We start from the raw sequence: 20915 nt of genomic DNA, 5'->3' as shown, positions 1-20915 counted from the left end.
GGCGTAGCCTCGGGCCATGAGCATCCCCGTCGACGTGGCCGACCTGGCGAGGGCGCTGAGCGACTTCGGCGCCGGCTACCTGCTGACCGTCTCCGACCAGGCGCGGGTCAAGGCCGTGACCGTCGAGCCCTGGGTCCGCGACGGCGCCCTGCTGGTCTCCGGGCCGGGCAAGGGCTCGTGCGCGAACATCGGCTCGAACCCGGACGTCACCGTGCTGTTCCCGCCGCTGGTGCAGCACGGCTTCACGCTGCTCGTCGACGGCACCGCCGAGGTGGACGGCGACGACGTCCGCGTGGTGCCCTCGCACGCGGTCCTGCACCGGCCGGCCGCGCACGCCGACGGGCCGCCCGCGCCCGGCGGCTGCGGCAACGACTGCCACCCGGTCGGCTGACTCCGGGCAGGTCCGGGCGATCGGACGGCTTGCCGGTGACCACTGCCTGTGACGCGTCCACGCCGGTCGGGCCCTTCTGGATCACCGCGTTCCTGGACCTCGCGCCCGAGGAGCACGGGCGGGCGGTGGCGTTCTGGCAGGGCGTGACCGGCTACGACCGGTCGCCGGCGCGCGGCGAGCGCGGTGAGTTCGTCACGCTGCTGCCGGGGGACGGCGACGACTACCTGCGCGTCCAGCGGCTGGGCGGCGGAGCGTCCCGGATCCACCTCGACCTGCACGTCGTCGACCTCGACCGAGCCGTCCGCCGTGCCGGGTCCCTCGGCGCCCGGGTGGTGGGCCGCCCGCCGCAGGGCTACCTCGTCCTGGAGTCCCCAGGCGGGTTCGTCTTCTGCCTGGTCCGGGGACCTGCCTCTCAGCGGCCGCGCCCGGTCCGCTGGCCGGGTGGGCACCACTCGGCGGTCGACCAGGTCTGTCTCGACGTCCCCGCGTCGCCGTACGCCGGGGAGTGCCGCTTCTGGAGCGAGCTGACCGGCTGGGCGCTGACCGGGCGGGACGGGCACGACGAGTTCGCGCGGCTCGGGCGCGACGACCGGCTGCCGATCCGGTTCCTCCTGCGGCGGCTGGAGGAGCCGACCGGCCCGGTGCGGGCGCATCTCGGCCTCGCCACCACCGACCGGGCCGCCGAGACGGCACGCCACGAGGAGCTCGGCGCCACTGTGCTCGACCCGGACCCGCGTGGCTGGACGGTGCTGCATCCACCAGCCGGCCCGGCGTACTGCCTCGCCGAACGCACGCCCTGACCTCGCCGGCTAGACCGGGTCGCACCCGCTGCCGTAGAGCCGGTAGCCGGGCGTCGTCACGTCCACCCGCGCGCTCCAGGTGGCGGTGCCGTCCGACCAGCGGAACACGCCGACCACACCGCCCGGTAGCGCCGCGAAGAGCTTCGCGGCGTCCTCGCCCCTCAGGCACACGGCGAGCTCGCCCGGCGACCCCGCGGGGGCCGGGACGGCCATCTGCTCGATCGGCTCGTCGAAGGGCCACGCGGCCATCGGGTAGGGGTTGGCGGCGTCGGGCCGGCTGAAGAGCAGCCCGATCTCGTCCGGCACCCACGGTTCGGGACCGGACACCAGGTCGTCGGCGTACGACGTGGGGTCGGCCAGCCGGGTGGCGGTCCGCCAGAGCGAGGGGAAGCGGGGCGACTCCTCCGACCCGGAGACCACGCCCCCCGCGCCGAAGAAGAACGCCACCGACCGGCCCGACGGCGTGACCCCGCCCTGGCCGAAGGCCCCCGGCTCCGCGTCGAGGATCCCGAGCCGGGCGAGTTCACCCAGCGCCCGGTCCAGACCCGCGCCGGAGACCCGCCAGGTCACGAACGCGTCCCGGGTGGCGTTCACCGAGGTGTCGCCCACCCGCACGACGCGGCCGTCGCTGGAGAGGCTGAGCATCGCGCTGCCGTACCCGTCGTCGATGGCGATCCGGACCAGGGTGCCGTCGGCGTCCGGCGCGAAGCCGTGCCAGGACTGCGGCGCAGCCGGGGCGACGAGCGGCGGCGCGGACGACGACGTGTGCGCCGGCCCGGGCGCCGGCCCGGGAGACGGCATGGTCGAGGCCTCAGCGGACGAGCCCGAACCCGGACTGGCCGAGTGGGTGTCGGCGGGCGCCACCCATCCACCGAGCAGCACCGCCAGCAGCAGCGTCCAGATCCCCCATCCCACCATGCCCCGATTGTGGGGCCGGGACGCACCGCTGTCCGCGAAACCGCTGGCTCGGTGTCGGGACGCGCCCATAGCGTGGCGCCATGACCACCTCCGAGCGCGTCGACCCGCCCCTGGCCGGTGACGAGAAGGCCACGCTGGTGGGCTTCCTGGACTTCCACCGCGACACCCTGCGGCTGAAGACCGAGGGGCTGACGGCCGAGCAGCTCGCCGCCACGCACGCCCCCTCGACGATGACCCTCGGCGGGATGCTCAAGCACCTCGCCTTCGTGGAGCACTGGTGGTTCGAGTGCGTCTTCCTCGGCCGGGAGTACGCCGAGCCGTGGGCGTCGGTGGACTGGCGGGCCGACGCCGACTGGGACTGGCACAGCGCCGGGGCGGACAGCCCCGAGGACCTGCGGGGGCTGTTCGACCGGGCGTGCACGGCCTCCGACGCCGTGGTCGCCGCGGTCGAGGACTGGGCGACGCTCTCGCAGCGCACCGGCCGGGAGGGGCTGGCGTTCAGCCTGCGCTGGATCATCGTGCACATGGTCGAGGAGTACGCCCGCCACAACGGCCACGCCGACCTGATCCGCGAGTCGATCGACGGGCGGACGGGCGAGTGAGCGGCCGCGTTCCCGACCCGCGGATCCGCCCGGCGACCGACGAGGACTGGCCGCGGATCTGGCCGTTCTTCGACGCGACCGTGCAGGAGGGGGAGACCTACGCGTTCCCCCTCGACCTCACCGCCGAGACCGGTCGGGGCTGGTGGATGGAGCGACCGCCGGGCGAGACCGTGGTGCTCGAGGACGACGGCCGGATCCTCGGCAGCGCCAAGATGGGCCCGAACCGGCCCGGGCACGGCGACCACGTCGGCACCGCGTCGTTCATGGTCGCGCCGGAGGCCCGCGGCCGCGGCGTCGGCCGGGCGCTGGGGGAGCACGCGGTGGCCTGGCACCGCGGGCGCGGCTACCGCGGCATCCAGTTCAACGCGGTGGTCGAGACCAACACCGCCGCGGTCGCGCTGTGGCGCTCGCTGGGGTTCGAGGTGGTCGGCACCGTGCCCGGCGCCTTCCGCTCACCCGCGCACGGGTACGTCGGGCTGCACGTGATGCACCTTCCCCTGGCCTGAGCGCCTCGGAGCCGGCGAGTCGGCCGCGACCGCCGCGCGGACCAGCGTCAGGGCGTCCTCCACGCTGCCGGTCACGTCGCGGATCGGGAACAGCGTGCCGCGCACCACGCGGTCCCGGTCGACGACGAGGGTGATCCGCTTGAGCCGCGGCGTGCCGTGCAGCCGGAAGGTGGGCAGCCGCAGCGCGGTGGCCAGGCCCAGGTCCAGGTCGGAAACCAGCGGGAACTGGATCCGGTTCCGGCGCGCGAACTCCGCCTGCTCCTCGGGGCGCTGGGTGCTCACCCCGAGCACCCGGGCGCCGAGCGCGGCGAAGTCGTCGAGGCGGTCGCGGTAGGTGCAGGACTCCAGCGTGCAGCCGGCCCCACCCGGCACGTCGTCGAGGCCGGCCAGCGCCGAGCCGGGGTAGCAGTAGAGCACGGCGTACGCCGCGCCGGCCGGTCCGAGCGGGTCGGGGTCGAGGGCGGGCACCGTCCGACCGACCAGGGCGGCGACGCGGTGTGCCTCGGCGGTCTCGGCGGAGGCGGTGGCGCTGGTCGACCCGTCGCCGAGCAGCCAGGTGTCGCCCCACTCCTGCAGCGCGGCGAGCACCGGCAGCGCGGCGCGGCCACGCGCGGTCAGGACGTACTCGAAGCGCTCCGGCCGCTCCCGGTAGCGGACCCGGCGCAACACGTCGGCCTCGACCAGCCCGGCCAGCCGCTGGGCCAGCACCTTGCGGGAGATGCCGCTCTCGAGCAATTGCTCGAAGCGCCGGTGGCCCCGCGCGACGTCGCGCAGCACCAGCACCGACCAGGCGTCGCCGAGCACCCCGACGGCGTGCGCGACCCCGCAGTCGTCCTCGGGGGTGCGCCGGGTCATGGCCTCACCCTAGACTGCGTCTCCAAAAGAAACTGACCGCGAGGAGAGTGGCGTGCGGGACGTCCCCCGGGTGGTGTGGGTGCTGGCGGCCGGTCGGTTCGCGAGCTCGGCCAGCTCCTTCCTGATGCTGTTCCTGACGCTCTACCTCTCCGGCCCGCGCGGGCTGGCGGTGCCGGTGGCCGGCGTCGTGGCCGGCGCCTACGGGGTGGGCATGCTGGTCGGGAACTTCACCGGCGGCCGGTGGGGGGACCGGTTCGGGCACCGCCGCACGCTGGTCGGGTGCTCGACCGTCGCCGGCCTGGGCGTGGCCGTGGTCCCGTGGCTGCCGGTCCCGGTGCTGGCCGTCGCGCTGCCGGGGCTGGCCTATCTCTCGGCCACGGCGGCGGTCTCCAACGGCGCGCTGAGCGCGCTGGCCGTCCAGCGGGGCGACCGTCGGACGGCGGTGGCCATCGGCCGGGCCGCCTCCAACGCCGGGTTCGTGCTCGGCCCGCCGCTGGGCGCGCTGCTCGTGGCGCACAGCTGGGAGGCGCTGTTCGTGGTCGACGGGCTGATGACGCTCGCGGTGCGGTTCACGGTCGCGCGGAGCCTGCCGCGCGAGCAGCAGCGGGCCACCGGTCGTGGCGACGGCCCGAGCCTGTGGCGGGCGCTGCGCGCCGACCGGGCCCTGATGGGGCTGCTGCCCGCGGTCGTGCTCGTGGACGTCGTCTATCGCCAGCTCTACACCACGCTGCCGATCCACCTGCGCGACGCCGGGCAGCCGGTGGGGCTCTACACCGCGCTGATCGCGATCGGCTCCGGGCTGATCCTGCTCCTGGAGATCCCCGTGGCGCTCCGGCTGCGGCGGTTCCCGTCGCACCCGATCATCGCGCTGGGGTACGCCCTCGTCGGCGTCGGCTTCGCTCTCTTCGCGCTGCCGGTCTCCGCAGGCACGACCATCCTCGCGATGGTCGTGCTCACCGCGGGCGAGATCCTCTACAAGACGACCGCGACCGCGCACGTGCTCGATGCCGCGCCCGACCACCTGGTCGGCCAGTACCAGGGGCTCTACACCGGTGCCTCCACCAGCGGCACGATGCTCGCGGCTCCGGTCGGCACCGCGGTCTATGCGCTCGCCCCCGGCCTGCTCTGGCCGGCGTGCGGCCTCGCGGCCCTGGTCGCGGCGTACGCCGTCCTCGCCTCCGGCCGGACCCGGCCCCGCAGCGGCCCGGGGGTGGGAGCGTCCCGAGGGATCAGACCGGCTCGGCGAAGCCCGGCAGGTAGTCGGTGAGGATCGCGCGGAACGGCGCCTCGGCCTCGAGCTGGCTGAGCAGGCCGACGCCGCCGAGCCAGGTGCGGTGGATGAGCAGGTACGCCGGGGGCAGGTTCAGCTTCATCGCCACGGTGTACGACGGTGCCCGGGGGTCGTTGATCCGCGCGAACTGGGTGCGCATCCACTCCCGCGAGAACCGGAACCGCTCGACCTGCGTCGGCTCCACGAACGGGCCGAGGTACTCCAGCAGCAGGTGCGGGTCGACCGTGATCCCGTCCTTGATGAAGCCCTCCGCGCGCAGGCCCTCGACCAGCTGGTCCTCGTCCTCGTCCGAGGCGATCCGGATCAGCCGGCCCATCGCCTCGGGCAGGCCGCGCGTGGGGAGCCGGGCGACCGCGCCGAAGTCGAGCACCCCCAGCTGCCCGGGCCGGCCCGCGGCGTCGGGGATGATCCGGAAGTTCCCGGGGTGCGGGTCGGCGTGCAGCATGCCGGTGCGCGCCGGGCCGGAGAACAGGAAGCGGACCAGCAGCTCGCCGTAGTGGTCGCGCTCCTCCTGGGTGCCGTCGGCGATGATCGTGGCCAGCGAGGCGGGGCTCTCCAGCCACTCGGTGACCAGCACCGCCGCGCCCACCTCGACCACGGCCGGCACCACGATGCCGGGGTCGTCGCGGAACGCCTCGTGGAAGGCGGTCTGCGCCGCCGCCTCGAGGTGGTAGTCCAGCTCGTCCTCGGCCCGCGCCTGCAGCTCGGCGATCAGCGGCTTGATGTCGACGCCGGGCACCAGGCTGCCGACGGTGCGCGCCAGCCGGGCGAGCTGGCGCAGGTCGGAGCGCAGCGCGTCGCCGGCGCCCGGGTACTGCACCTTGACCGCGACCTCGCGGCCGTCGTGCCAGCGGCCCTTGTGGACCTGCCCGATCGAGGCGGCCGCGGACGGACCGCCGTCGAGCCAGACCAGGCGCTCGCGCCAGTCCTCGCCGAGGTCGCGGGCCAGCACCTCGCGCACGGTCTGGGTCGGCATCGGCGGCGCGGAGTCCTGCAGCTTGGTGAGCTGGTCGCGGTAAGGCCCGGCGACCTCGTCGGGCAGCGCCGCCTCGAGCACCGAGAGCGCCTGGCCGAACTTCATCGCGCCGCCCTTGAGCTCGCCGAGGGTGCGGAAGAGCTGCTCGGCGGTGCGCTGCTGGATGTCGGTCATCACCGCCTCGGCGGGCTTGCCGCCCAGGCGCTTGCCGAGTCCGAGCGCGCTGCGCCCGGCGTACCCGAGCGGGAGCGCGGCGAGCCGCGCCGTTCGTCGCGCGGCGTTGCGCGGGAGGTCGCTCACGACACCCTCCCGCACGCGTGCCTGAGCCAGGAGTGAGACATCGACTCGATGCTACCGAGCCGATGGTCGCCGGAGGGTCCGACGAGCCTGGCCTAGTGCACGGTGACGGTGATCGTGGTGCTCGAGGTGGCGATGTCGGGGTCGCGCGGGTCGCCGATCACCTTGAGCATCCGCTCGCCGGTCATCTGCAGGGCGATGTGCAGCCGGTAGCGGTTGTTGCGGTTGGTCTGCTGGACCGCGCCGGGCAGCTGCTGCCAGTGGCCCTGCCGGAACGTCTTCACGCGGACCGTCGCGGGCACCCGCTCGCCCTGAGACCACACGGCCCCGAACAGGTGGAAGCGCACGCCCGCGGTCGGCGTGGTGTCGTCGGTGTGCACGGTGGTGCGGCTCGGGATCAGCGTGGGGGCGGCGGCCTGGGCGCCGGCCGGGACAGCCAGGCCGGCGGCGGCGGCGAGTGCGACGAGGGCGCCGGCGGTCCGGCGGGTTCGGATGCGTGTCTCCATGCCTCGACTCTGCGTCGCGGGATCGTCCCGGTGACGGGGAGGGGGTCACGTGCTGGGTGGTCGAAGGACCCGCCCCGGTCCCGGCACGGGCTCAGCTCGTGACGTCCTTGCCGGCGAACCGCGCCCAGGCGGCGAGCAGGAACACCACGGCGTACGCCGCCGCCACGTAGAGGCCGTGGGCGAGGCCGCCCCAGGCGACGGGATCTCGGAACAGGTCGCCGAACGCGGTCCAGTTGTGGGTGATCAGGTAGGGGTGGATCCAGGAGACCTGCGGGATCGTGTCGAGGATGAAGCTGGCGGTGCTGAACACCAGGATCGCGATGGTGGCGCCGATCGGCTGCTCGGTGAGCGTGGAGACGAACAGGCCGACCGCGCCGAGCGAGGCCATGCCGCAGGCGAGGTACGCCGTGGCGAGCGCGACCCGGCCCGCGCCCTCGGCGAAGCCGACCTGGGTGCCCGAGAGCAGCGTCATCGGCCCGCCGCCGAACAGCAGCAGCCCCACCACCATCCCGGTGACCGACACCAGGAAGGTGGCGGTGAACGCGCCGACCACGATCGCGGCGTACTTCACCGCCAGCAGCCGCGGCCGCGAGACCGGCACCGCGAGCAGGTAGCGCAGCGTGCCGAGGTTCGCCTCGCCGGCCACCGAGTCGCCGGCGACCACCGCGACGGCCAGCGGCAGGAACAGGCCCATCTCGATGGTCAGCGCCGCGAGCGCCACGAAGAGGCCGTTGTCGGTGATCGAGCGGAAGAAGTCGGGGGCGTCGCGGCCCGGGCGGGAGGCCTGCAGCCGGACCGCGACCCCGATCAGCACCGGCACGCCGGCCAGCACCAGCAGGCCGGCGAGGTTGCGCCGCCGGCGGAGCATCAGCCGCAGCTCGGAGAGCAGGAAGCGCGGCGAGGGGCCGCGACCGGCCACCGGCCGGGCGGGGGCCGCCTCAGCCGCTGACATCGAAGCCCTCCCCGGTGAGCGAGACGAACACGTCCTCCAGCGTCGGCGCGTCCACGGCGAAGCCGGTGACCGCGAGGCCGCCCTGCACGCAGGCGGACACGACCCTCTCCGGCGCGACCCCGGCCAGCCGGCCGACCGCGCGCCGGCGTACGACGCGCACGTCGGCCAGCCCCAGCTCGCGCAGCACCGCGGCGGCGGTCTCGGGCCGGTCGGTCTCGATGCTCGCCTCGACCTCGCGGTCCCCGCGCAGCTCCGCGGCGGTCCCCTGGGCGACCAGGCGGCCGACGTGCATGACGCCGAGGTGGGTGCAGACCTGCTCGACCTCGGCGAGCAGGTGGCTGGACACCAGCACGGTCGTGCCGTCCTCGGCCAGCGACCCGATCAGGGTGCGCACCTCGCGGGTGCCCTGCGGGTCGAGCCCGTTGGTGGGCTCGTCGAGCACCATCAGGTCCTTCGGGGTCAGCAGGGCGGCCGCGATCGCCAGCCGCTGGCGCATGCCCAGGGAGTAGGCGCGGTAGCGCTTGCCCGCGGCCGGCAGCAGCCCGACCCGGTCCAGCGCCCCGTCGATGCGCCGCGCGGCGGTGCCCCGCTCGGTGGTCCGGTCGGCGGCGTCGAGGCGCACGAGGTTGTCACGCCCCGAGAGGTAGGGGTGGAACGCCGGGCCCTCGACCAGGGCCCCGACCCGCGGGAGCGCCCGCCCGGCCCGCAAGGGCATCGGCTCCCCGAGCAGCTCGACGCTGCCCGCGGTCGGGGTGACGAGCCCCAGCAGCATCCGGATCGTCGTGGTCTTCCCGGAGCCGTTCGGCCCGAGGAACCCGAAGACGGCGCCGGTCGGCACCGTGAGGTCGATGCCGTCCACGGCGGTCTGGTGGCCGAAGCGCTTGGTCAGGCCCCGGGTCCGCACCGCGGCTCCGACGTCGGGCGCAGCCCGAGCGGGCCCCACGGACGGCGCCGACGCGAGCCCGGTCACCGGGCCGCGAGCGCGTCGTACAGCGTGGTCGGGGGCACGGCGCCCACCGCCACCCGCCCGTCGTCGGTCAGCACCGCGGAGAACAGCGTGCCGGCCAGCAGGTGGCCGCTGCCCCACGAGCCCGACACCTGCGGCAGCATCCGCAACAGGCTCGGCAGCGACATGCCGCCGGGGCCGCCGGGACTGCCGGCGTTGCCGCCGCTCGAGTTCGGGGAGTCGGCGGACGGCGAGGGGGAGGGCAGCTGGGCGACCACGACCGTGGACCACCCGGAGCCGACGACCTGCGGACGGGGCGCGCCGTGGCCCGCCGCAGCCCCGGGGCCGGGACGGTGGCCGGCCCCCGGGCCGGTGTGGGAGCCGAGGTCGGCCGGCGAGCGCTCGGTGACCTTCGCGCCGGGCGGCGGGCTGAAGTCGAAGACCGAGGCGGCCGGGGCGGTGGGGTCGAACGAGGTGAAGCCCACCTCGAGCGCGGGCGTGCTCGCACCCCGGGCGAAGACCTGCACCCGCGTCGGCACGTGGGTCGCGCCGTCGATCGCGATCCGGACCGACCCGACCAGGGTGCCGCGGTCGCGGGGCTGGAGCACCAGCTGGTACGCCGGGCGGCCGGCCACCACCGCTGTGGGGTCGGTGCTGACCGCCGTGGTCGGGTCGACCGCCTTGAGCAGCCGGTCGGCGAGCTGCTGGGGGGTCATCGGCTCGCCGGGCGCCGGGGTCGCGGGGCCGGTCCCGCTGCCGGCACCGCTGCCGGGCTGGGCGGCCGCTCCGGTCGGCAGCGTGACGTGGGTGGCCGCGTCCTTGGCGCTGGACCAGGTCCACAGGTCGGCGCCGTTGCGGATCAGGTCGGACTCGCCGAACTGGCCGAGCAGCGCGATCCGCACCTGCTGGGGCCCGGCGGACCAGACCCGCATCGTGTGGGTGCCGGAGACCAGCGAGGAGAACTCCGCGCTGTTGCCGCCGGCGAGGCCGGGCAGGGCGGGCAGGCCGAGGTCGCTGGTCTGCCGGACGGTGCCGGAGAGGCCGTCGAGCCGGGCCTTCTGGACGTCGACGAGCAGCTGGGCGGCCGTGCGGGGCGCCAGGGAGTCTCGGGCGGTCGCCGTCACCGCGGAGACGATCGAGCCCGCGCTGAGCAGCAGCACGGCGGCCACCAGCGGGACGAGCCACCGCAGCGCGGGGCGACGAGTGAGCGTGGTCACCCCTCCATGGTGCCTCGCGGGTGCTGAGAAGCCCCTGAGAATGCGGGAGGAATGCTCGCGGGCGGCGAGGGGTCGCCGGTCGGGGACCGGCCCGGGTCGTCGCCGCCACCCGGCCGTCAGCTGACGCAGAGGCAGAACGGGTGGCCGGCCGGGTCGAGGAAGACCCGGAAGGTGGTGCCCGGCTGGTGCGCGGCCTTGGCGGCGCCGATCTCCAGCACCGCCGCCTCGCCGCGGTCGAGGTCCTCGACCATGACGTCGAGGTGCACCTGCTGCGGGACGTCCTGGCCCGGCCACTCCGGCGCCCGGTAGCCGGCGACCTGCTGGAAGCAGATGCAGCTGCTGCCGTCCTCGGGGCGGATCTCGGCCCAGTCGTCGTCGGCCTTGACCTGCCAGCCGAGCAGGGTGCCGTAGAAGGACGCCAGCGCACCGGCGTCGGGGCAGTCGAGCACGAAGCTCGGGTATCTCGCGATGGCCATGACCGCACGCTAGGACAGTGCGCCGACACCCGCGAGGGGTCCGGCGTCCGGCCCGGCGTCCGGCCCGGCGTACGACCCGTCGTACGACCCGTCGTACGACCCGTCGTACGGCGCGGGCAGGATGGCCCTCCCCGTCCCGAGAGGAGCCGCCGTGCGTGCCGTGGTCTTCGACGCCTACGGGCAGCCGCCCGAGGTCCGCGAGGTCCCCGAGCCCGACTGCCCGCCGGGGGCGGTGGTGGTCGCGGTGCGGGCCACCGGCGTGTGCCGCTCGGACTGGCACGCCTGGCGCGGCCACGACCCGGTCACGCTGCCGCACGTGCCGGGCCACGAGCTCGCAGGCGAGGTCGTCCGGGTCGGCGAGGGTGTCCGGCGGGTGGCGGTGGGCGACCGGGTGACCGTGCCGTTCGTCTGCGGCTGCGGCGCCTGCGAGCTCTGCCTGGCCGGCGACGCGCAGGTCTGTCCGGCGCAGTACCAGCCGGGCTTCACCGGCCCGGGCTCGTTCGCCGAGCAGGTGATGGTCCCGGCCGCGGACACCAACGTGGTGCGGCTGCCCGACGCGCTGGGCTTCGTGGAGGCGGCGGCGCTCGGCTGCCGGTTCGCGACCGCGTTCCGCGCCGTGCAGGCGCACGGCCGGGTCCGGGAGGGCCAGTGGCTGGCGGTGTGGGGGTGCGGCGGCGCCGGGCTCTCCGCGGTGATGGTCGGCCGGGCCCTGGGTGCGCGGATCGTCGCGGTCGACGTCTCCGCGGCCGCGCTGGAGCAGGCGACGCGGCTCGGCGCCGAGCTGGCGGTCGACGCCGGCGACCTGGAGGCCGCCGTGCAGCAGGTCCGTACGGCGACCGGGGGCGGCGTCCACGTCGGCATCGACGCGATCGGCGCACCTGCGGTGGCCGCGGCGTCGGTGCGGTCGCTGCGCCGCCGCGGACGCCACGTCCAGGTCGGGCTGCTGCTCGGCGAGCACGCGCTGACCGCGCTGCCGATGGACCTGGTCGTCGCCCACGAGCTGGAGGTGATCGGCTCCCACGGCATGGCCGCGGCGGACTACCCCGCGATGCTCGACCTCGTGACCGGTGGCCGGCTCGACCCGCGGGCGCTGGTCGCGCGGGTCATCGGGCTCGACGAGGCCGGGGCCGCGCTGGCCGCGATGGACCGCCCGGGTCCGCCGGGGCTCACCGTCGTCGAGGTGTGACCCCACCGGGCCCCGACCTGCCGATCCCGGAGGAGATCTTGGGCCACCCGATGACCCAAGGTCTCCTCCGGGATTTCTCGCCGGGAGCCTTGACCGGGCGGCCCCGCCTGGGTGGCCACCCCTGAGGTGGCCACCCCTAGGGTGGCCCGTGATGGACAGATCGAGGGTCGGCCGCACCGCCGCCACGGGACGGCTGCCGCCGCTCCAGGTCCCGGGCGCGGCGTGGGGAGCGCGAGCACGGTGCTGACCTTCGGGCACGGAACCGCCACCCAGGAGGAGCTGACCGCCCTGCTCCTCGGCGCGGAGGTCGGGCGGGTGGTCGACGTACGTCGCTTCCCCGGCAGCCGGCGGCACCCGCACGTGGCCACCGACCGGCTGGCGCGGTGGCTGCCCGCCGCGGGCATCGACTACCGCTGGGACGTCGACCTCGGCGGACGGCGCCGGCTGCCGGCGGACGAGCCGGACGCGGACCCGTGGTGGCGGGTCGAGGCGTTCCGCGCCTACGCCGCCCACACCCGCACCCCGGACTTCCACGACGCCGTCGGGCGGCTGCTCGAGGACGAGGCGCGGCCGGACGGCGGCCGGGTCGTGGTGATGTGCAGCGAGTCGCTGTGGTGGCGCTGCCACCGGCGGATCCTCAGCGACGTGCTGGTGCTGCTGCACCACGTCGAGGTCGAGCACCTCACGCACGACGGCCGGACCACCCCCCACGTCCCGGCGCCGGGTGCGCGCGTGGCTGCCGACGGCCTGCGCTACGACCTGCCCGCGGACTGAGCACCCAGTGCCCGCGGACTGAGCACCCGCCCGCGGACTGAGCACCCGCGGTGTGCGTGCCGCCGCGGCTCGGACCGGTGGCGCCGGGCGTCGCCGGCGGTTAGGTTGCCGGGATGAGCGACTTCGTCATCCGGGAGTGGCGGCTGCGGCCGTACCCGGGGGACCAGGCGCCCCTGCACGTGCACCACCGCGGCGACGAGGGGTTCATCGTGCTCGACGGGCGGATCGAGGTGCAGGACGGGGCGACCCGCCACCGCCTCGAGCGCGGCCAGCTGCACGTCGTACGGGCAGGCTCGGCGCACACCTTCGCCACCGTCGGCGACGAGGGGGCCCGGGTCCTGTGCGTCATGACCCCGGAGATCGACCGGCTGGTCCAGCGCCTGCACGAGCCCGACGTGGCGGACCTGGCCGCGGTCTGGGCCGAGCACCACTCGGCGCTGGTCTGACTGGCGCGGGGCGCGGGGCCCCGGCCGGAGTCGCGGACGCGTCGGGGTCGCCGGTGAGGACGGTGACGAGCTCCGCGGGGCTCACGAGTCCTGCGGAGTCCGCTGGAACCGGCGGACCTCCTGCGGCCAACCGCAGGCCTCCGCGATCCTGCCCGCCCACATCTTCGCGGTCTCGTCGTCGGCCGCGTCCACCACGGTGAACCCGCCCAGGAACTCCGTGGTCTCGACGAAGGGCCCGTCGGTGACCAGCACGGTGCCGCTGGTCGCGTCCGCGCTGAACACCGGGCCGTCCTCCTCCAGGCCGCCGGCGAAGACGTAGGACCCGGCCTCCTTCATCTCGGCCAGCACCGCCATGACCAGCGGTCCGCGCCCCCGGAACCACTCCTCGGTGTGGTCGCCGACCCACTGCTGGTTGAAGTAGATGAGGTACTCGGCCATGACTGCTCCTCCTTGTTCCGGCGGACCAGGTGTCCGCGCGCTCACCTCGTCGACGAACGGCGAGCGGCGAGTTCGACAGGATCATGCCGGAAACTTGACTGTCGTGTCGGCCTCCGGGTCCGCTCCTCACACTCGCTTGGCGACCAGCTCGACCAAGGTGCCGTCGGGGTCGCGGACGACGGCGTTGCGGTTGTTGTTGCCCGCGTCGTGCGGCGCGGTCACCGTGGGGGCTCCGACGGTGGTGACGGCGTCGAAGGCGGCGTCGACGTCGTCGACCCAGAAGACCAGGGACATCGCGGGCCGCCCCACCTCGGCGTCGAGCCCGTGCACGCGTCGGGCGGCCTCGGCTGTGCTGAGCGCGAGGACGAAGCCGCCGGCGCTCATCTCGACGTGTTCGGGGGTGCCCTCAGAGGGCGTTCGGAACGTCTCGGGAAGCCCCAGGACGCCCTGGTAGAAGCTCAGCGCCGCCTGGATGTCGTGGGTGAACACGTTGACGAGCCCCGAGGTGATCACGACCTCAGGCTAGGCCACGCCGGTCAGGCGGTCTCGGGAAACTTCACGCCGGTGGTGGCGTGGCCGCGGCAGCCGTGCGGGTTCTTGGCGAGGTACTGCTGGTGAGAGCCAGTACAGCAATCGGCGTACTCGATCCCGAACGTTCCGCTGCGCCTAGAGTGGAGCGGTGTCCAGGTTGGAGCGGTTGCGTGCTGACCACGCACCGGCCGTTCTGGCCTTCGAGCTGGCGAACCGTGCCTACTTCGCCCGTTCGATCTCAGATCGAGGTGACGAGTTCTTCGACGCCTTCGCCGACCGGCACAACTCCATGCTGACCGATCAGGAGGCCGGCATCGGCGCGTTCTTCGTCCTTGTCGACGACGACGGTTCGGTTCTCGGCCGGTTCAACCTCTACGGCATCGAGCACGGAACTGCGGACGTCGGCTATCGGGTTGCGCAACAGGTTGCGGGCCGCGGCGTGGCGACCGCGACGCTGGCGCGGCTGTGTCGGCTGGCAGCCGACGAGCCCGGTTTGCACACGCTCAAGGCAGCCACCTCGCACGGGAATGTCGCGTCCCAGAGGGTGCTGCTCAAAGCCGGGTTTGTGCCGATGGGGCCGGCCAGGCCAGCCAAACTCGGAGGCAAGTCAGGCACGTGCTACCAGCGCGACCTCGCCGCAGAGTGAGCCCGCGAGACAACCCTTTGTTCAGTCCCGAGGAAACTTCACACCGGTGTTGGCGTGGCAGCGGTACCCGTGCGGGTTCTTGGCGAGGTACTGCTGGTGGAGGTCCTCGGCGTAGTAGTAGGTCGGGACCGGCCGGATCTCGGTGGTGATGTCGCCGAGGCGCCGGCGGCGCAGCTCCGCGCCGTACACCTCGGTCAGCTCGCGCGCGACCTGCTCCTGCTCGGGGGTCGTGTAGTAGATCGCCGAGCGGTACTGGGTGCCGACGTCGTTGCCCTGGCGCATGCCCTGGGTCGGGTCGTGCACCTCGAAGAACGTCCTGACCAGGTCGGCGTAGGAGACCTGGCTGGGGTCGAAGACGACGCGCACGGCCTCGGTGTGGTTGGTGCGGCCGGTGCAGACCTCGTCGTACGACGGGTTCGGTGTGGTGCCGCCGGCGTACCCGACCGAGGTCGACCACACGCCCGGCAGCTGCCAGAACACCTCCTCGGCGCCCCAGAAGCAGCCCAGGCCGAAGACCGCGACCTCGTAGCCGGCCGGCGCCTCGTCGGTCACCAGGGGGGTGCCGAGCACGAGGTGCTTCTCGGCGAGGTGGAAGGTCCGCTCGCTGCGGCCCGGGAGGGCCTGGTCGGGGGCGACGAGCTCGGACTTGTGGCGGCTGAAGATGGACACGCGCTCTCCTCGGGTCGGGGCGGTCAGCGGTCTGCAACCAGGACAACAACGCGAGACCGCCAGTCGTTCCCCGCCGGCTGGCCCGGGTCTGGGGCGCGGCTGGGCCGGGGCTCGGTAGCCTCGGGCCATGAGTGAGCAGCAGCACCGACAGAAGTCCGGGTTCGAGACGCGTGCGATCCACGCGGGCTACGAGCCGGACCCCACGACCGGCGCGGTGATCCCGCCCATCTATGCGACCTCGACGTACAAGCAGGACGGCGTCGGCGGGTTGCGCGGGGGCTACGAGTACAGCCGCTCGGCCAACCCGACCCGCACCGCGCTCGAGGGCGCGCTGGCGGCGCTGGAGGAGGGTGAGCGCGGCTTCGCGTTCGCCTCCGGCCTAGCCGCCGAGGACACCCTGATCCGCTCGGTCTGCCGGCCCGGCGACCACGCGGTGATCCCGGACGACGCCTACGGCGGCACGTTCCGCCTCTTCGACAAGGTCGAGAAGGTCTGGGGTCTCGAGCACAGCCCGGCCGCGGTCTCCGACGTCGACGCGGTCCGCGCCGCGATCCGCCCGGGGCAGACGAAGCTGGTGTGGGTCGAGACGCCGACCAACCCGCTGCTGAACATCGGCGACATCGAGGCGCTCGCCGCGGTGGCCCACGACGCCGGCGCGCTGCTGGTCGTCGACAACACCTTCGCCTCGCCGTACCTCCAGCAGCCGCTCACCCTGGGCGCCGACGTGGTGCTGCACTCCACGACGAAGTACTGCGGCGGCCACTCCGACGTCGTCGGCGGCGCGCTGGTCGTCCGCGACCTCGACCTGGCCGAGCAGGTCACCTTCCACCAGAACTCCATGGGCGCGGTGCCCGGCCCGTTCGACGCGTTCCTCACCCACCGCGGGCTGAAGACCCTCGGCGTGCGGATGGACCGGCACTGCGACAACGCCGAGCGGGTCGTGGAGTTCCTGACCGGCCATCCGTCGGTCCACCAGGTGATCTACCCCGGGCTGGAGGAGCACCCCGGCCACCGGGTCGCCGCGAAGCAGATGAAGCGGTTCGGCGGCATGGTCTCCTTCCGCGTGACCGGCGGCGAGGCGCAGGCGCTCGCGGTCTGCGAGCGGGCCGAGGTGTTCACGCTCGGGGAGTCCCTGGGCGGCGTCGAGTCGCTGATCGAGCACCCCGGGCGGATGACGCACGCCAGCGTCGCCGGCACCGACCTCGAGGTGCCCGCCGACCTGATCCGGCTCAGCGTCGGCATCGAGACCGCCGACGACCTTGTCGCCGACCTCGACCGGGCCCTCGCCGGTGCCCTCGCCGGTGACTGAGGGACGAGCGCCGAGCGTCTCGTCCCCCGGGGAGTCGGACGTGCGGATCTGCGTCGACTTCGGCTCCACCTTCACCAAGGCCGCGTTGGTCGACCTCGACCGGGGGCGGATCGTCGCCTCGGCCTCGCACCGCACCACGATCCCCGCCGCCGACGGCAGCGGCGACATCCTCGAGGGGTACGACGCGTGCCTCGCGCAGCTGGTCGACGCCGACCCCCGGGCGGCGGACGCCGAGGCGCTGGCCTGCTCGAGCGCCGGCGGGGGCCTGCGGATCGCGGTCGTCGGCAACGAGGAGCTGGTGACCGCCGAGGCGGGCCGCCGGGTCGCGCTGTCCAGCGGCGGGAAGGTCGTCGACGTGATCGCCGCGGCCGGCCTCCCGGACGGGGCGCCGGAGGACGGCCCATACCGGGCCCTCGGGCAGACGACCCGGCCCGACGTCGTCTTGCTGACCGGCGGCACCGACGGCGGCAACGCCGAGGTGATCGTGCGCGCCGCGCGCGACCTGGTCGAGGCCGGCTGGCGCGGCCCGGTCGTGGTCGCCGGCAACGTCGAGGCGCAGGCCGAGGTCGCCGCGGTGCTGGCCGGCCTGCCGCACGTGCTGGCCGACAACGTGGTGCCGCGCATCGGCGTGCTCGCCCCCGACTCCGCCCGGGCCGCGATCCGGGAGATGTTCCTGTCCCACGTGATCGGCGGCAAGCACCTCTCCGGGCGGGCCGACCCCGCGACGGGCGCCGGGCACCAGTTCACCGCGATGGTCCGCGGCGCCACCCCCGACGTCGTGCTGACCGGCGTCGAGCTGCTGGCCCGTGGCCTGGACGCGGAGCGGCCCGGGGTCGGTGACGTGGTGGTCGTCGACGTGGGTGGGGCCACCACCGACGTGCACTCGGTCGTCGAGGTCGACCCCGAGGACGGCTCCGTCGACGCCTCGGGGCTGGCCCGCGAGGTGGTCGCCACCACGCCGGTCACCCGCACCGTCGAGGGCGACCTCGGCATGCGCTGGTCCGCGGTCACGACCGTCGCCGAGGCCGGGCTCGCCGACCTCGAGGACGCGGCCGCGCGCCGCCAGCAGGACCCGTCGTACCTCCCCGACAGCGACGCCGAGGCCGACGCCGACGAGGCCATCGCCCGCGCCGCCGTCGGGCTGGCGCTGCGTCGCCACGCGGGCCGGTCCCGGGTCGTGGTCAGCCCGGAGGGCCGGGTCGTCGAGCGCACCGGCAAGGACCTGCGCGAGGTCGCGCTGATGGTCGGCTCGGGCGGGGTGCTCCGCAACGGCCGGCCCGGCGTCGCCGACCGGGTGCTGGCCGGCAGCCTCGGCGCCCACCTCGAGGGCGGCTGGCAGCTGCCGGAGCGGCCCCGGGTCGTGGTCGACGCCGACTACGTGCTCGCCGCGGCCGGCCTGCTGGCCGGGCAGCACCCGGACGCGGCGTACCGGCTGGCGATGCGGGTGCTCGACCCCCTGGCTGGGTAGCCTGACGCGGTGAGCAACGACGCGGGCCGACCGGGGAACGGCGGCCGGGGCGAGGACCCCGGCGACAACCCCGGCACGGGGTCCGACCAGGGGTCCGACCAGGGGTCCGACCAGGGGTCCGGCCAGGCGGCCGACGGGAGGTCCGACGGGGGGACCCGCACCGGGGCCGGCGGCACGGTCGCCGGGGCGGTGGCTGGTGGCGGCGCCGGCGGACGCCGCCGGTTGCCGATCCCCGGCCTGCGCCCCCGGATCCAGGACGACGAGGGCATCGCCCAGCGCCTGGCCCACCAGTGGTCCCAGATGCGCGAGGAGCGCAAGGCCGAGCCGGAGCCGATCACCGCCGGGCCCTCGAACTTCACCCGCGCCCAGGTGCCCTGGGGCCTCGACCTCGCCGCGGCCTGGGGCTGGCGGTTCCTGGTCATCGTGGCCGCCGGGTACGTCGTGTTCTGGGCGGTCGGGTTCTTCGCCGTGGTGGTGCTGCCGATCGTGGTGGCGCTCCTCATCACCGCGCTGGTCAGCCCGGTCGTCGCCGGCCTGCAGCGGATCGGCCTCCCGCGCGGGCTCTCGGCGTTCCTGGTCGTGCTCGCCAGCCTCGCGTTCATCGTGGCGCTGCTGACCTTCGCCGGGCAGCAGGTCGCCAACGGCGCCAACGACCTCGCCGACCAGACCGTCAAGGGCCTCGACGAGGTCAAGCGGTGGCTGAAGACCGGGCCGCTGCACGCCAGCGACAGCCAGATCCAGCACTACATCGGTCGGGCCCAGGAGGCGATCACCCCCTCCCCGGACAAGTCGATCCTGTCCCGGGTCACCGAGGTCGGCACCGCGGTCGGTCACGTGGTCGCGGGGCTGTTCATCGTGCTGTTCTCCACGTACTTCTTCCTCGCCGACGGCGAGCGGATCTGGGCCTGGATGGTGCGGCTCTCGCCGCGCGCCGGCCGCCGCCACGTCGACAGCTCCGGGCGCGTCGCCTGGGTCTCGCTGACCCAGTTCGTGCGGGCCACCGTGATCGTGGCCGGCACCGACGCCATCGGCATCGTGATCGTGGCGACGATCCTGGGCGTGCCGTTCGTGCTCGCGATCGGCGTGCTGGTCTTCCTCGGCGCGTTCGTCCCGATGGTCGGGGCGACGGTGGCCGGCACCATCGCGGTGCTGGTCGCGCTGGTCGACCAGGGGCCGATCACCGCGCTGTTCATGCTCGGTGGCGTGATCCTGGTCCAGCAGATCGAGGGCCACGTGCTGCAGCCGTTCCTCATGGGCCGGTGGGTCTCGCTGCACCCGCTCGGCGTGATCGTCGCGATCGGCTGCGGGGTGCTGGTCGCCGGGATCCCCGGGGCCCTGGTCGCGGTGCCGTTCGCCGCGGCGGTCAACGCGGTGGTGCAGCACCTGGCCAACTACACCGCGCCGGGGGACGAGGCCGAGGAAGGGCTCGCCGAGGACTACCGAGAGATGGGCGAACGAGCCCCGAGCAGGGAGACGCTGGAGCATGAGTGAGGTCGCCACGGTGACACTGGCCGACATCGAGGCCGCCCGGGAGGTGTTGCGCGGTGTCGCGGTCGACACCCCCATGGAGGAGTCGCGCTGGCTCTCGGCGTACGCCGGGGGCCCGGTGCGGCTGAAGTGCGAGAACCTGCAGCGCACCGGCTCGTTCAAGGCGCGCGGCGCCTACGTGCGGATCTCCCGGCTCTCCGCCGCGGAGCGTGCCAACGGCGTGGTGGCCGCGTCGGCCGGCAACCACGCCCAGGGCGTGGCGCTGGCCGCGCAGCTGCTCGGCATCAAGGCGACCGTGTTCATGCCCGAGGGGGCGCCGATCCCCAAGGAGAACGCGACCCGGGGCTACGGCGCGGACGTGGTCTTCCACGGCCGCTACCTCGAGCACGCGCTCGAGGCGGCCGAGAAGTTCGCCGCCGAGACCGGCGCGGTGCTGATCCACCCCTTCGACCACGTCGACATCGTGGCCGGGCAGGGCACCGTCGGGCTGGAGATCCTCGAGCAGGCGCCGGAGGTGGAGACGATCGTGGTGCCCACCGGGGGCGGGGGCCTGCTGGCCGGGATCGCGATCGCGGTCAAGCAGCTGCGGCCCGACGTACGCGTGGTCGGCGTGCAGGCCGCGGGCGCCGCGGCCTACCCCGACTCGCTCGCGCACGGCCGTCCGGTGCCGCTGGAGTCGATGCGGACGATGGCCGACGGGATCGCGGTGGGCCGGCCTGGCGACATCACGTTCGCAGCGGTGCGCGACCACGTGGACGAGGTGGTCACGGTCTCGGAGGACTCGCTGTCGCGGGCGCTGCTGGCGCTGGTCGAGCGGGCCAAGATGATCGTGGAGCCGGCCGGCGCCGCGGCGGTCGCGGCGATCCTGGACCGGCCCGCGGAGTTCCGGACGCCGACCGTCGCGCTGCTCTCCGGCGGCAACATCGACCCGCTGCTGCTCGGCAAGGTGATCCGGCACGGCATGGCGGCAGCCGGGCGCTACCTGACCCTGCGGGTGTGCATCCCCGACCTGCCCGGCGAGCTGGCCACCCTGCTCGGCGAGGTCAGCGCCGAGGGCGCGAACGTCCTGGAGGTCATGCACGAGCGCAACTCAGCCGCCCTGCACCTCGGCGAGGTCGAGGTGCACCTCCAGCTCGAGACCCGCGGCGTGCCGCACGCCGAGGCGGTGGCCACCCGGCTGCGCGAGCGGGGCTACCGGGTCTTCGCCTGACCGGCCCCGCCCCAGCC

Annotated in this window: 24 protein-coding genes; 13 read left to right on the top strand and 11 right to left on the bottom strand. The window is 74.6% G+C overall.

Translation table 11 applies throughout. The annotated features are described in order from the left end of the window. Positions 1-16: 16 nt before the first annotated feature. Positions 17-391 (top strand): pyridoxamine 5'-phosphate oxidase, encoded by a 375-nt coding sequence (locus BJZ21_RS15595; RefSeq protein WP_179664591.1) that lies wholly within the window; start codon positions 17-19, stop codon positions 389-391. A gap of 35 nt (positions 392-426) precedes the next feature. Further along, on the top strand, positions 427-1191 hold the full coding sequence (locus tag BJZ21_RS15590; protein WP_179664590.1) for a VOC family protein: 765 nt from the start codon (positions 427-429) through the stop codon (positions 1189-1191). Between the two features lie 9 nt (positions 1192-1200). Here BJZ21_RS15590 and BJZ21_RS15585 read toward each other — a convergent pair whose 3' ends face one another. After that, positions 1201-2109 (bottom strand): hypothetical protein, encoded by a 909-nt coding sequence (locus BJZ21_RS15585; RefSeq protein ID WP_179664589.1) that lies wholly within the window; start codon positions 2107-2109, stop codon positions 1201-1203. Between the two features lie 80 nt (positions 2110-2189). Here BJZ21_RS15585 and BJZ21_RS15580 point away from each other — a divergent pair, with 80 nt between their 5' ends. Both BJZ21_RS15580 and BJZ21_RS21480 read left to right on the top strand, forming a co-directional pair. Continuing rightward, positions 2190-2711 carry a DinB family protein gene (locus BJZ21_RS15580; RefSeq protein WP_179664588.1) on the top strand — a complete coding sequence of 174 codons (522 nt, stop codon included), beginning with the start codon at positions 2190-2192 and terminating at the stop codon, positions 2709-2711. Continuing rightward, positions 2708-3217, top strand: a complete 510-nt coding sequence (locus tag BJZ21_RS21480) for a GNAT family N-acetyltransferase (protein ID WP_179664587.1) — start codon at positions 2708-2710, stop codon at positions 3215-3217. The genes BJZ21_RS15580 and BJZ21_RS21480 overlap by 4 nt, the downstream gene beginning before the upstream one ends. On the opposite strand, the gene BJZ21_RS15570 is transcribed toward BJZ21_RS21480, so the two are convergent. Beyond that, positions 3164-4072, bottom strand: coding sequence for a winged helix-turn-helix transcriptional regulator (locus tag BJZ21_RS15570; protein ID WP_179664586.1), 909 nt, complete (start codon positions 4070-4072; stop codon positions 3164-3166). The two genes, BJZ21_RS21480 and BJZ21_RS15570, sit on opposite strands and share 54 nt — an antisense overlap. Before the next feature lie 52 nt (positions 4073-4124). On the opposite strand from BJZ21_RS15570, the gene BJZ21_RS15565 reads away from it, so the two are divergent. Further along, positions 4125-5339 carry an MFS transporter gene (locus tag BJZ21_RS15565; RefSeq protein ID WP_179664585.1) on the top strand — a complete coding sequence of 405 codons (1215 nt, stop codon included), beginning with the start codon at positions 4125-4127 and terminating at the stop codon, positions 5337-5339. Here the strand turns inward: BJZ21_RS15565 and BJZ21_RS15560 are convergent. The 6 genes from BJZ21_RS15560 to BJZ21_RS15535 all read right to left on the bottom strand — a co-directional run bounded on the left by BJZ21_RS15560 (position 5302) and on the right by BJZ21_RS15535 (position 10733). Further along, positions 5302-6639: an AarF/UbiB family protein gene (locus BJZ21_RS15560; protein ID WP_179664584.1), complete on the bottom strand. Its 1338-nt coding sequence runs from the start codon at positions 6637-6639 to the stop codon at positions 5302-5304. The genes BJZ21_RS15565 and BJZ21_RS15560 overlap by 38 nt on opposite strands. A gap of 92 nt (positions 6640-6731) precedes the next feature. After that, positions 6732-7142, bottom strand: a complete 411-nt coding sequence (locus BJZ21_RS15555; RefSeq protein WP_179664583.1) for a hypothetical protein — start codon at positions 7140-7142, stop codon at positions 6732-6734. 91 nt (positions 7143-7233) lie between these two features. Further along, complete coding sequence (locus BJZ21_RS15550; RefSeq protein WP_179664582.1) at positions 7234-8094, bottom strand: ABC transporter permease; 861 nt, start codon at positions 8092-8094, stop codon at positions 7234-7236. Then, on the bottom strand, positions 8081-8998 hold the full coding sequence (locus tag BJZ21_RS15545; protein ID WP_343052169.1) for an ABC transporter ATP-binding protein: 918 nt from the start codon (positions 8996-8998) through the stop codon (positions 8081-8083). The genes BJZ21_RS15550 and BJZ21_RS15545 overlap by 14 nt, the downstream gene beginning before the upstream one ends. Before the next feature lie 62 nt (positions 8999-9060). Continuing rightward, positions 9061-10257, bottom strand: coding sequence for a hypothetical protein (locus tag BJZ21_RS15540; RefSeq protein WP_179664580.1), 1197 nt, complete (start codon positions 10255-10257; stop codon positions 9061-9063). Positions 10258-10373: 116 nt separating this feature from the next. Next, on the bottom strand, positions 10374-10733 hold the full coding sequence (locus BJZ21_RS15535) for a VOC family protein (RefSeq protein ID WP_179664579.1): 360 nt from the start codon (positions 10731-10733) through the stop codon (positions 10374-10376). A 151-nt stretch (positions 10734-10884) separates the two neighbouring features. Here BJZ21_RS15535 and BJZ21_RS15530 point away from each other — a divergent pair, with 151 nt between their 5' ends. The 3 genes from BJZ21_RS15530 to BJZ21_RS15520 all read left to right on the top strand — a co-directional run bounded on the left by BJZ21_RS15530 (position 10885) and on the right by BJZ21_RS15520 (position 13139). Continuing rightward, complete coding sequence (locus BJZ21_RS15530) at positions 10885-11919, top strand: alcohol dehydrogenase catalytic domain-containing protein (protein ID WP_179664578.1); 1035 nt, start codon at positions 10885-10887, stop codon at positions 11917-11919. A gap of 222 nt (positions 11920-12141) precedes the next feature. Then, positions 12142-12693, top strand: a complete 552-nt coding sequence (locus BJZ21_RS15525; protein WP_179664577.1) for a DUF488 family protein — start codon at positions 12142-12144, stop codon at positions 12691-12693. A gap of 113 nt (positions 12694-12806) precedes the next feature. Further along, positions 12807-13139: a cupin domain-containing protein gene (locus BJZ21_RS15520; RefSeq protein ID WP_179664576.1), complete on the top strand. Its 333-nt coding sequence runs from the start codon at positions 12807-12809 to the stop codon at positions 13137-13139. An 81-nt stretch (positions 13140-13220) separates the two neighbouring features. Here BJZ21_RS15520 and BJZ21_RS15515 read toward each other — a convergent pair whose 3' ends face one another. Then, entirely contained in the window at positions 13221-13577 is a 357-nt protein-coding gene (locus BJZ21_RS15515) for a YciI family protein (protein ID WP_179664575.1), read from the bottom strand. Between the two features lie 126 nt (positions 13578-13703). Further along, on the bottom strand, positions 13704-14090 hold the full coding sequence (locus BJZ21_RS15510; protein ID WP_179664574.1) for a VOC family protein: 387 nt from the start codon (positions 14088-14090) through the stop codon (positions 13704-13706). Positions 14091-14256: 166 nt separating this feature from the next. Between BJZ21_RS15510 and BJZ21_RS15505 the strand changes: the two genes are divergently transcribed. Then, on the top strand, positions 14257-14754 hold the full coding sequence (locus tag BJZ21_RS15505) for a GNAT family N-acetyltransferase (RefSeq protein ID WP_179664573.1): 498 nt from the start codon (positions 14257-14259) through the stop codon (positions 14752-14754). Positions 14755-14775: 21 nt separating this feature from the next. Here BJZ21_RS15505 and msrA read toward each other — a convergent pair whose 3' ends face one another. Beyond that, entirely contained in the window at positions 14776-15417 is a 642-nt protein-coding gene (gene msrA / locus BJZ21_RS15500) for a peptide-methionine (S)-S-oxide reductase MsrA (RefSeq protein WP_343052271.1), read from the bottom strand. A gap of 133 nt (positions 15418-15550) precedes the next feature. On the opposite strand from msrA, the gene BJZ21_RS15495 reads away from it, so the two are divergent. The 4 genes from BJZ21_RS15495 to ilvA are packed head-to-tail and all read left to right on the top strand — an operon-like array spanning position 15551 to position 20898. Further along, positions 15551-16732, top strand: coding sequence for a cystathionine gamma-synthase (locus BJZ21_RS15495; RefSeq protein ID WP_179664571.1), 1182 nt, complete (start codon positions 15551-15553; stop codon positions 16730-16732). A 40-nt stretch (positions 16733-16772) separates the two neighbouring features. Then, on the top strand, positions 16773-18200 hold the full coding sequence (locus tag BJZ21_RS15490) for a glutamate mutase L (RefSeq protein ID WP_343052168.1): 1428 nt from the start codon (positions 16773-16775) through the stop codon (positions 18198-18200). A gap of 9 nt (positions 18201-18209) precedes the next feature. Then, positions 18210-19691, top strand: a complete 1482-nt coding sequence (locus tag BJZ21_RS15485) for an AI-2E family transporter (RefSeq protein WP_343052167.1) — start codon at positions 18210-18212, stop codon at positions 19689-19691. Beyond that, a complete protein-coding gene (gene ilvA, locus BJZ21_RS15480) occupies positions 19684-20898 on the top strand; it encodes a threonine ammonia-lyase (protein WP_179664569.1) in 1215 nt (404 codons plus the stop codon). Before BJZ21_RS15485 ends, ilvA begins: the two co-directional genes overlap by 8 nt. Positions 20899-20915: the final 17 nt, after the last annotated feature.

This window comes from Nocardioides panaciterrulae, from assembly GCF_013409645.1.
In the GTDB taxonomy this organism is placed as follows: domain Bacteria; phylum Actinomycetota; class Actinomycetes; order Propionibacteriales; family Nocardioidaceae; genus Nocardioides; species Nocardioides panaciterrulae.
The sequence above is the reverse complement of the archived record's forward strand: the minus strand, read 5'-3'. Positions and strand labels throughout refer to the sequence as shown.

What these genes read in the sequence shown, in the direction of transcription:
- BJZ21_RS15595 (WP_179664591.1), top strand. Translation starts at nt 17, where the DNA reads ATGAGCATCCCCGTCGACGTGGCCGACCTGGCGAGGGCGCTGAGCGAC.
- BJZ21_RS15535 (WP_179664579.1), bottom strand. Translation starts at nt 10,733, where the DNA reads ATGGCCATCGCGAGATACCCGAGCTTCGTGCTCGACTGCCCCGACGCC.
- BJZ21_RS15515 (WP_179664575.1), bottom strand. Translation starts at nt 13,577, where the DNA reads ATGGCCGAGTACCTCATCTACTTCAACCAGCAGTGGGTCGGCGACCAC.
- BJZ21_RS15550 (WP_179664582.1), bottom strand. Translation starts at nt 8,094, where the DNA reads ATGTCAGCGGCTGAGGCGGCCCCCGCCCGGCCGGTGGCCGGTCGCGGC.
- BJZ21_RS15580 (WP_179664588.1), top strand. Translation starts at nt 2,190, where the DNA reads ATGACCACCTCCGAGCGCGTCGACCCGCCCCTGGCCGGTGACGAGAAG.
- BJZ21_RS15555 (WP_179664583.1), bottom strand. Translation starts at nt 7,142, where the DNA reads ATGGAGACACGCATCCGAACCCGCCGGACCGCCGGCGCCCTCGTCGCA.
- BJZ21_RS15570 (WP_179664586.1), bottom strand. Translation starts at nt 4,072, where the DNA reads ATGACCCGGCGCACCCCCGAGGACGACTGCGGGGTCGCGCACGCCGTC.
- BJZ21_RS15585 (WP_179664589.1), bottom strand. Translation starts at nt 2,109, where the DNA reads ATGGTGGGATGGGGGATCTGGACGCTGCTGCTGGCGGTGCTGCTCGGT.
- ilvA (WP_179664569.1), top strand. Translation starts at nt 19,684, where the DNA reads ATGAGTGAGGTCGCCACGGTGACACTGGCCGACATCGAGGCCGCCCGG.
- BJZ21_RS15495 (WP_179664571.1), top strand. Translation starts at nt 15,551, where the DNA reads ATGAGTGAGCAGCAGCACCGACAGAAGTCCGGGTTCGAGACGCGTGCG.
- BJZ21_RS15520 (WP_179664576.1), top strand. Translation starts at nt 12,807, where the DNA reads ATGAGCGACTTCGTCATCCGGGAGTGGCGGCTGCGGCCGTACCCGGGG.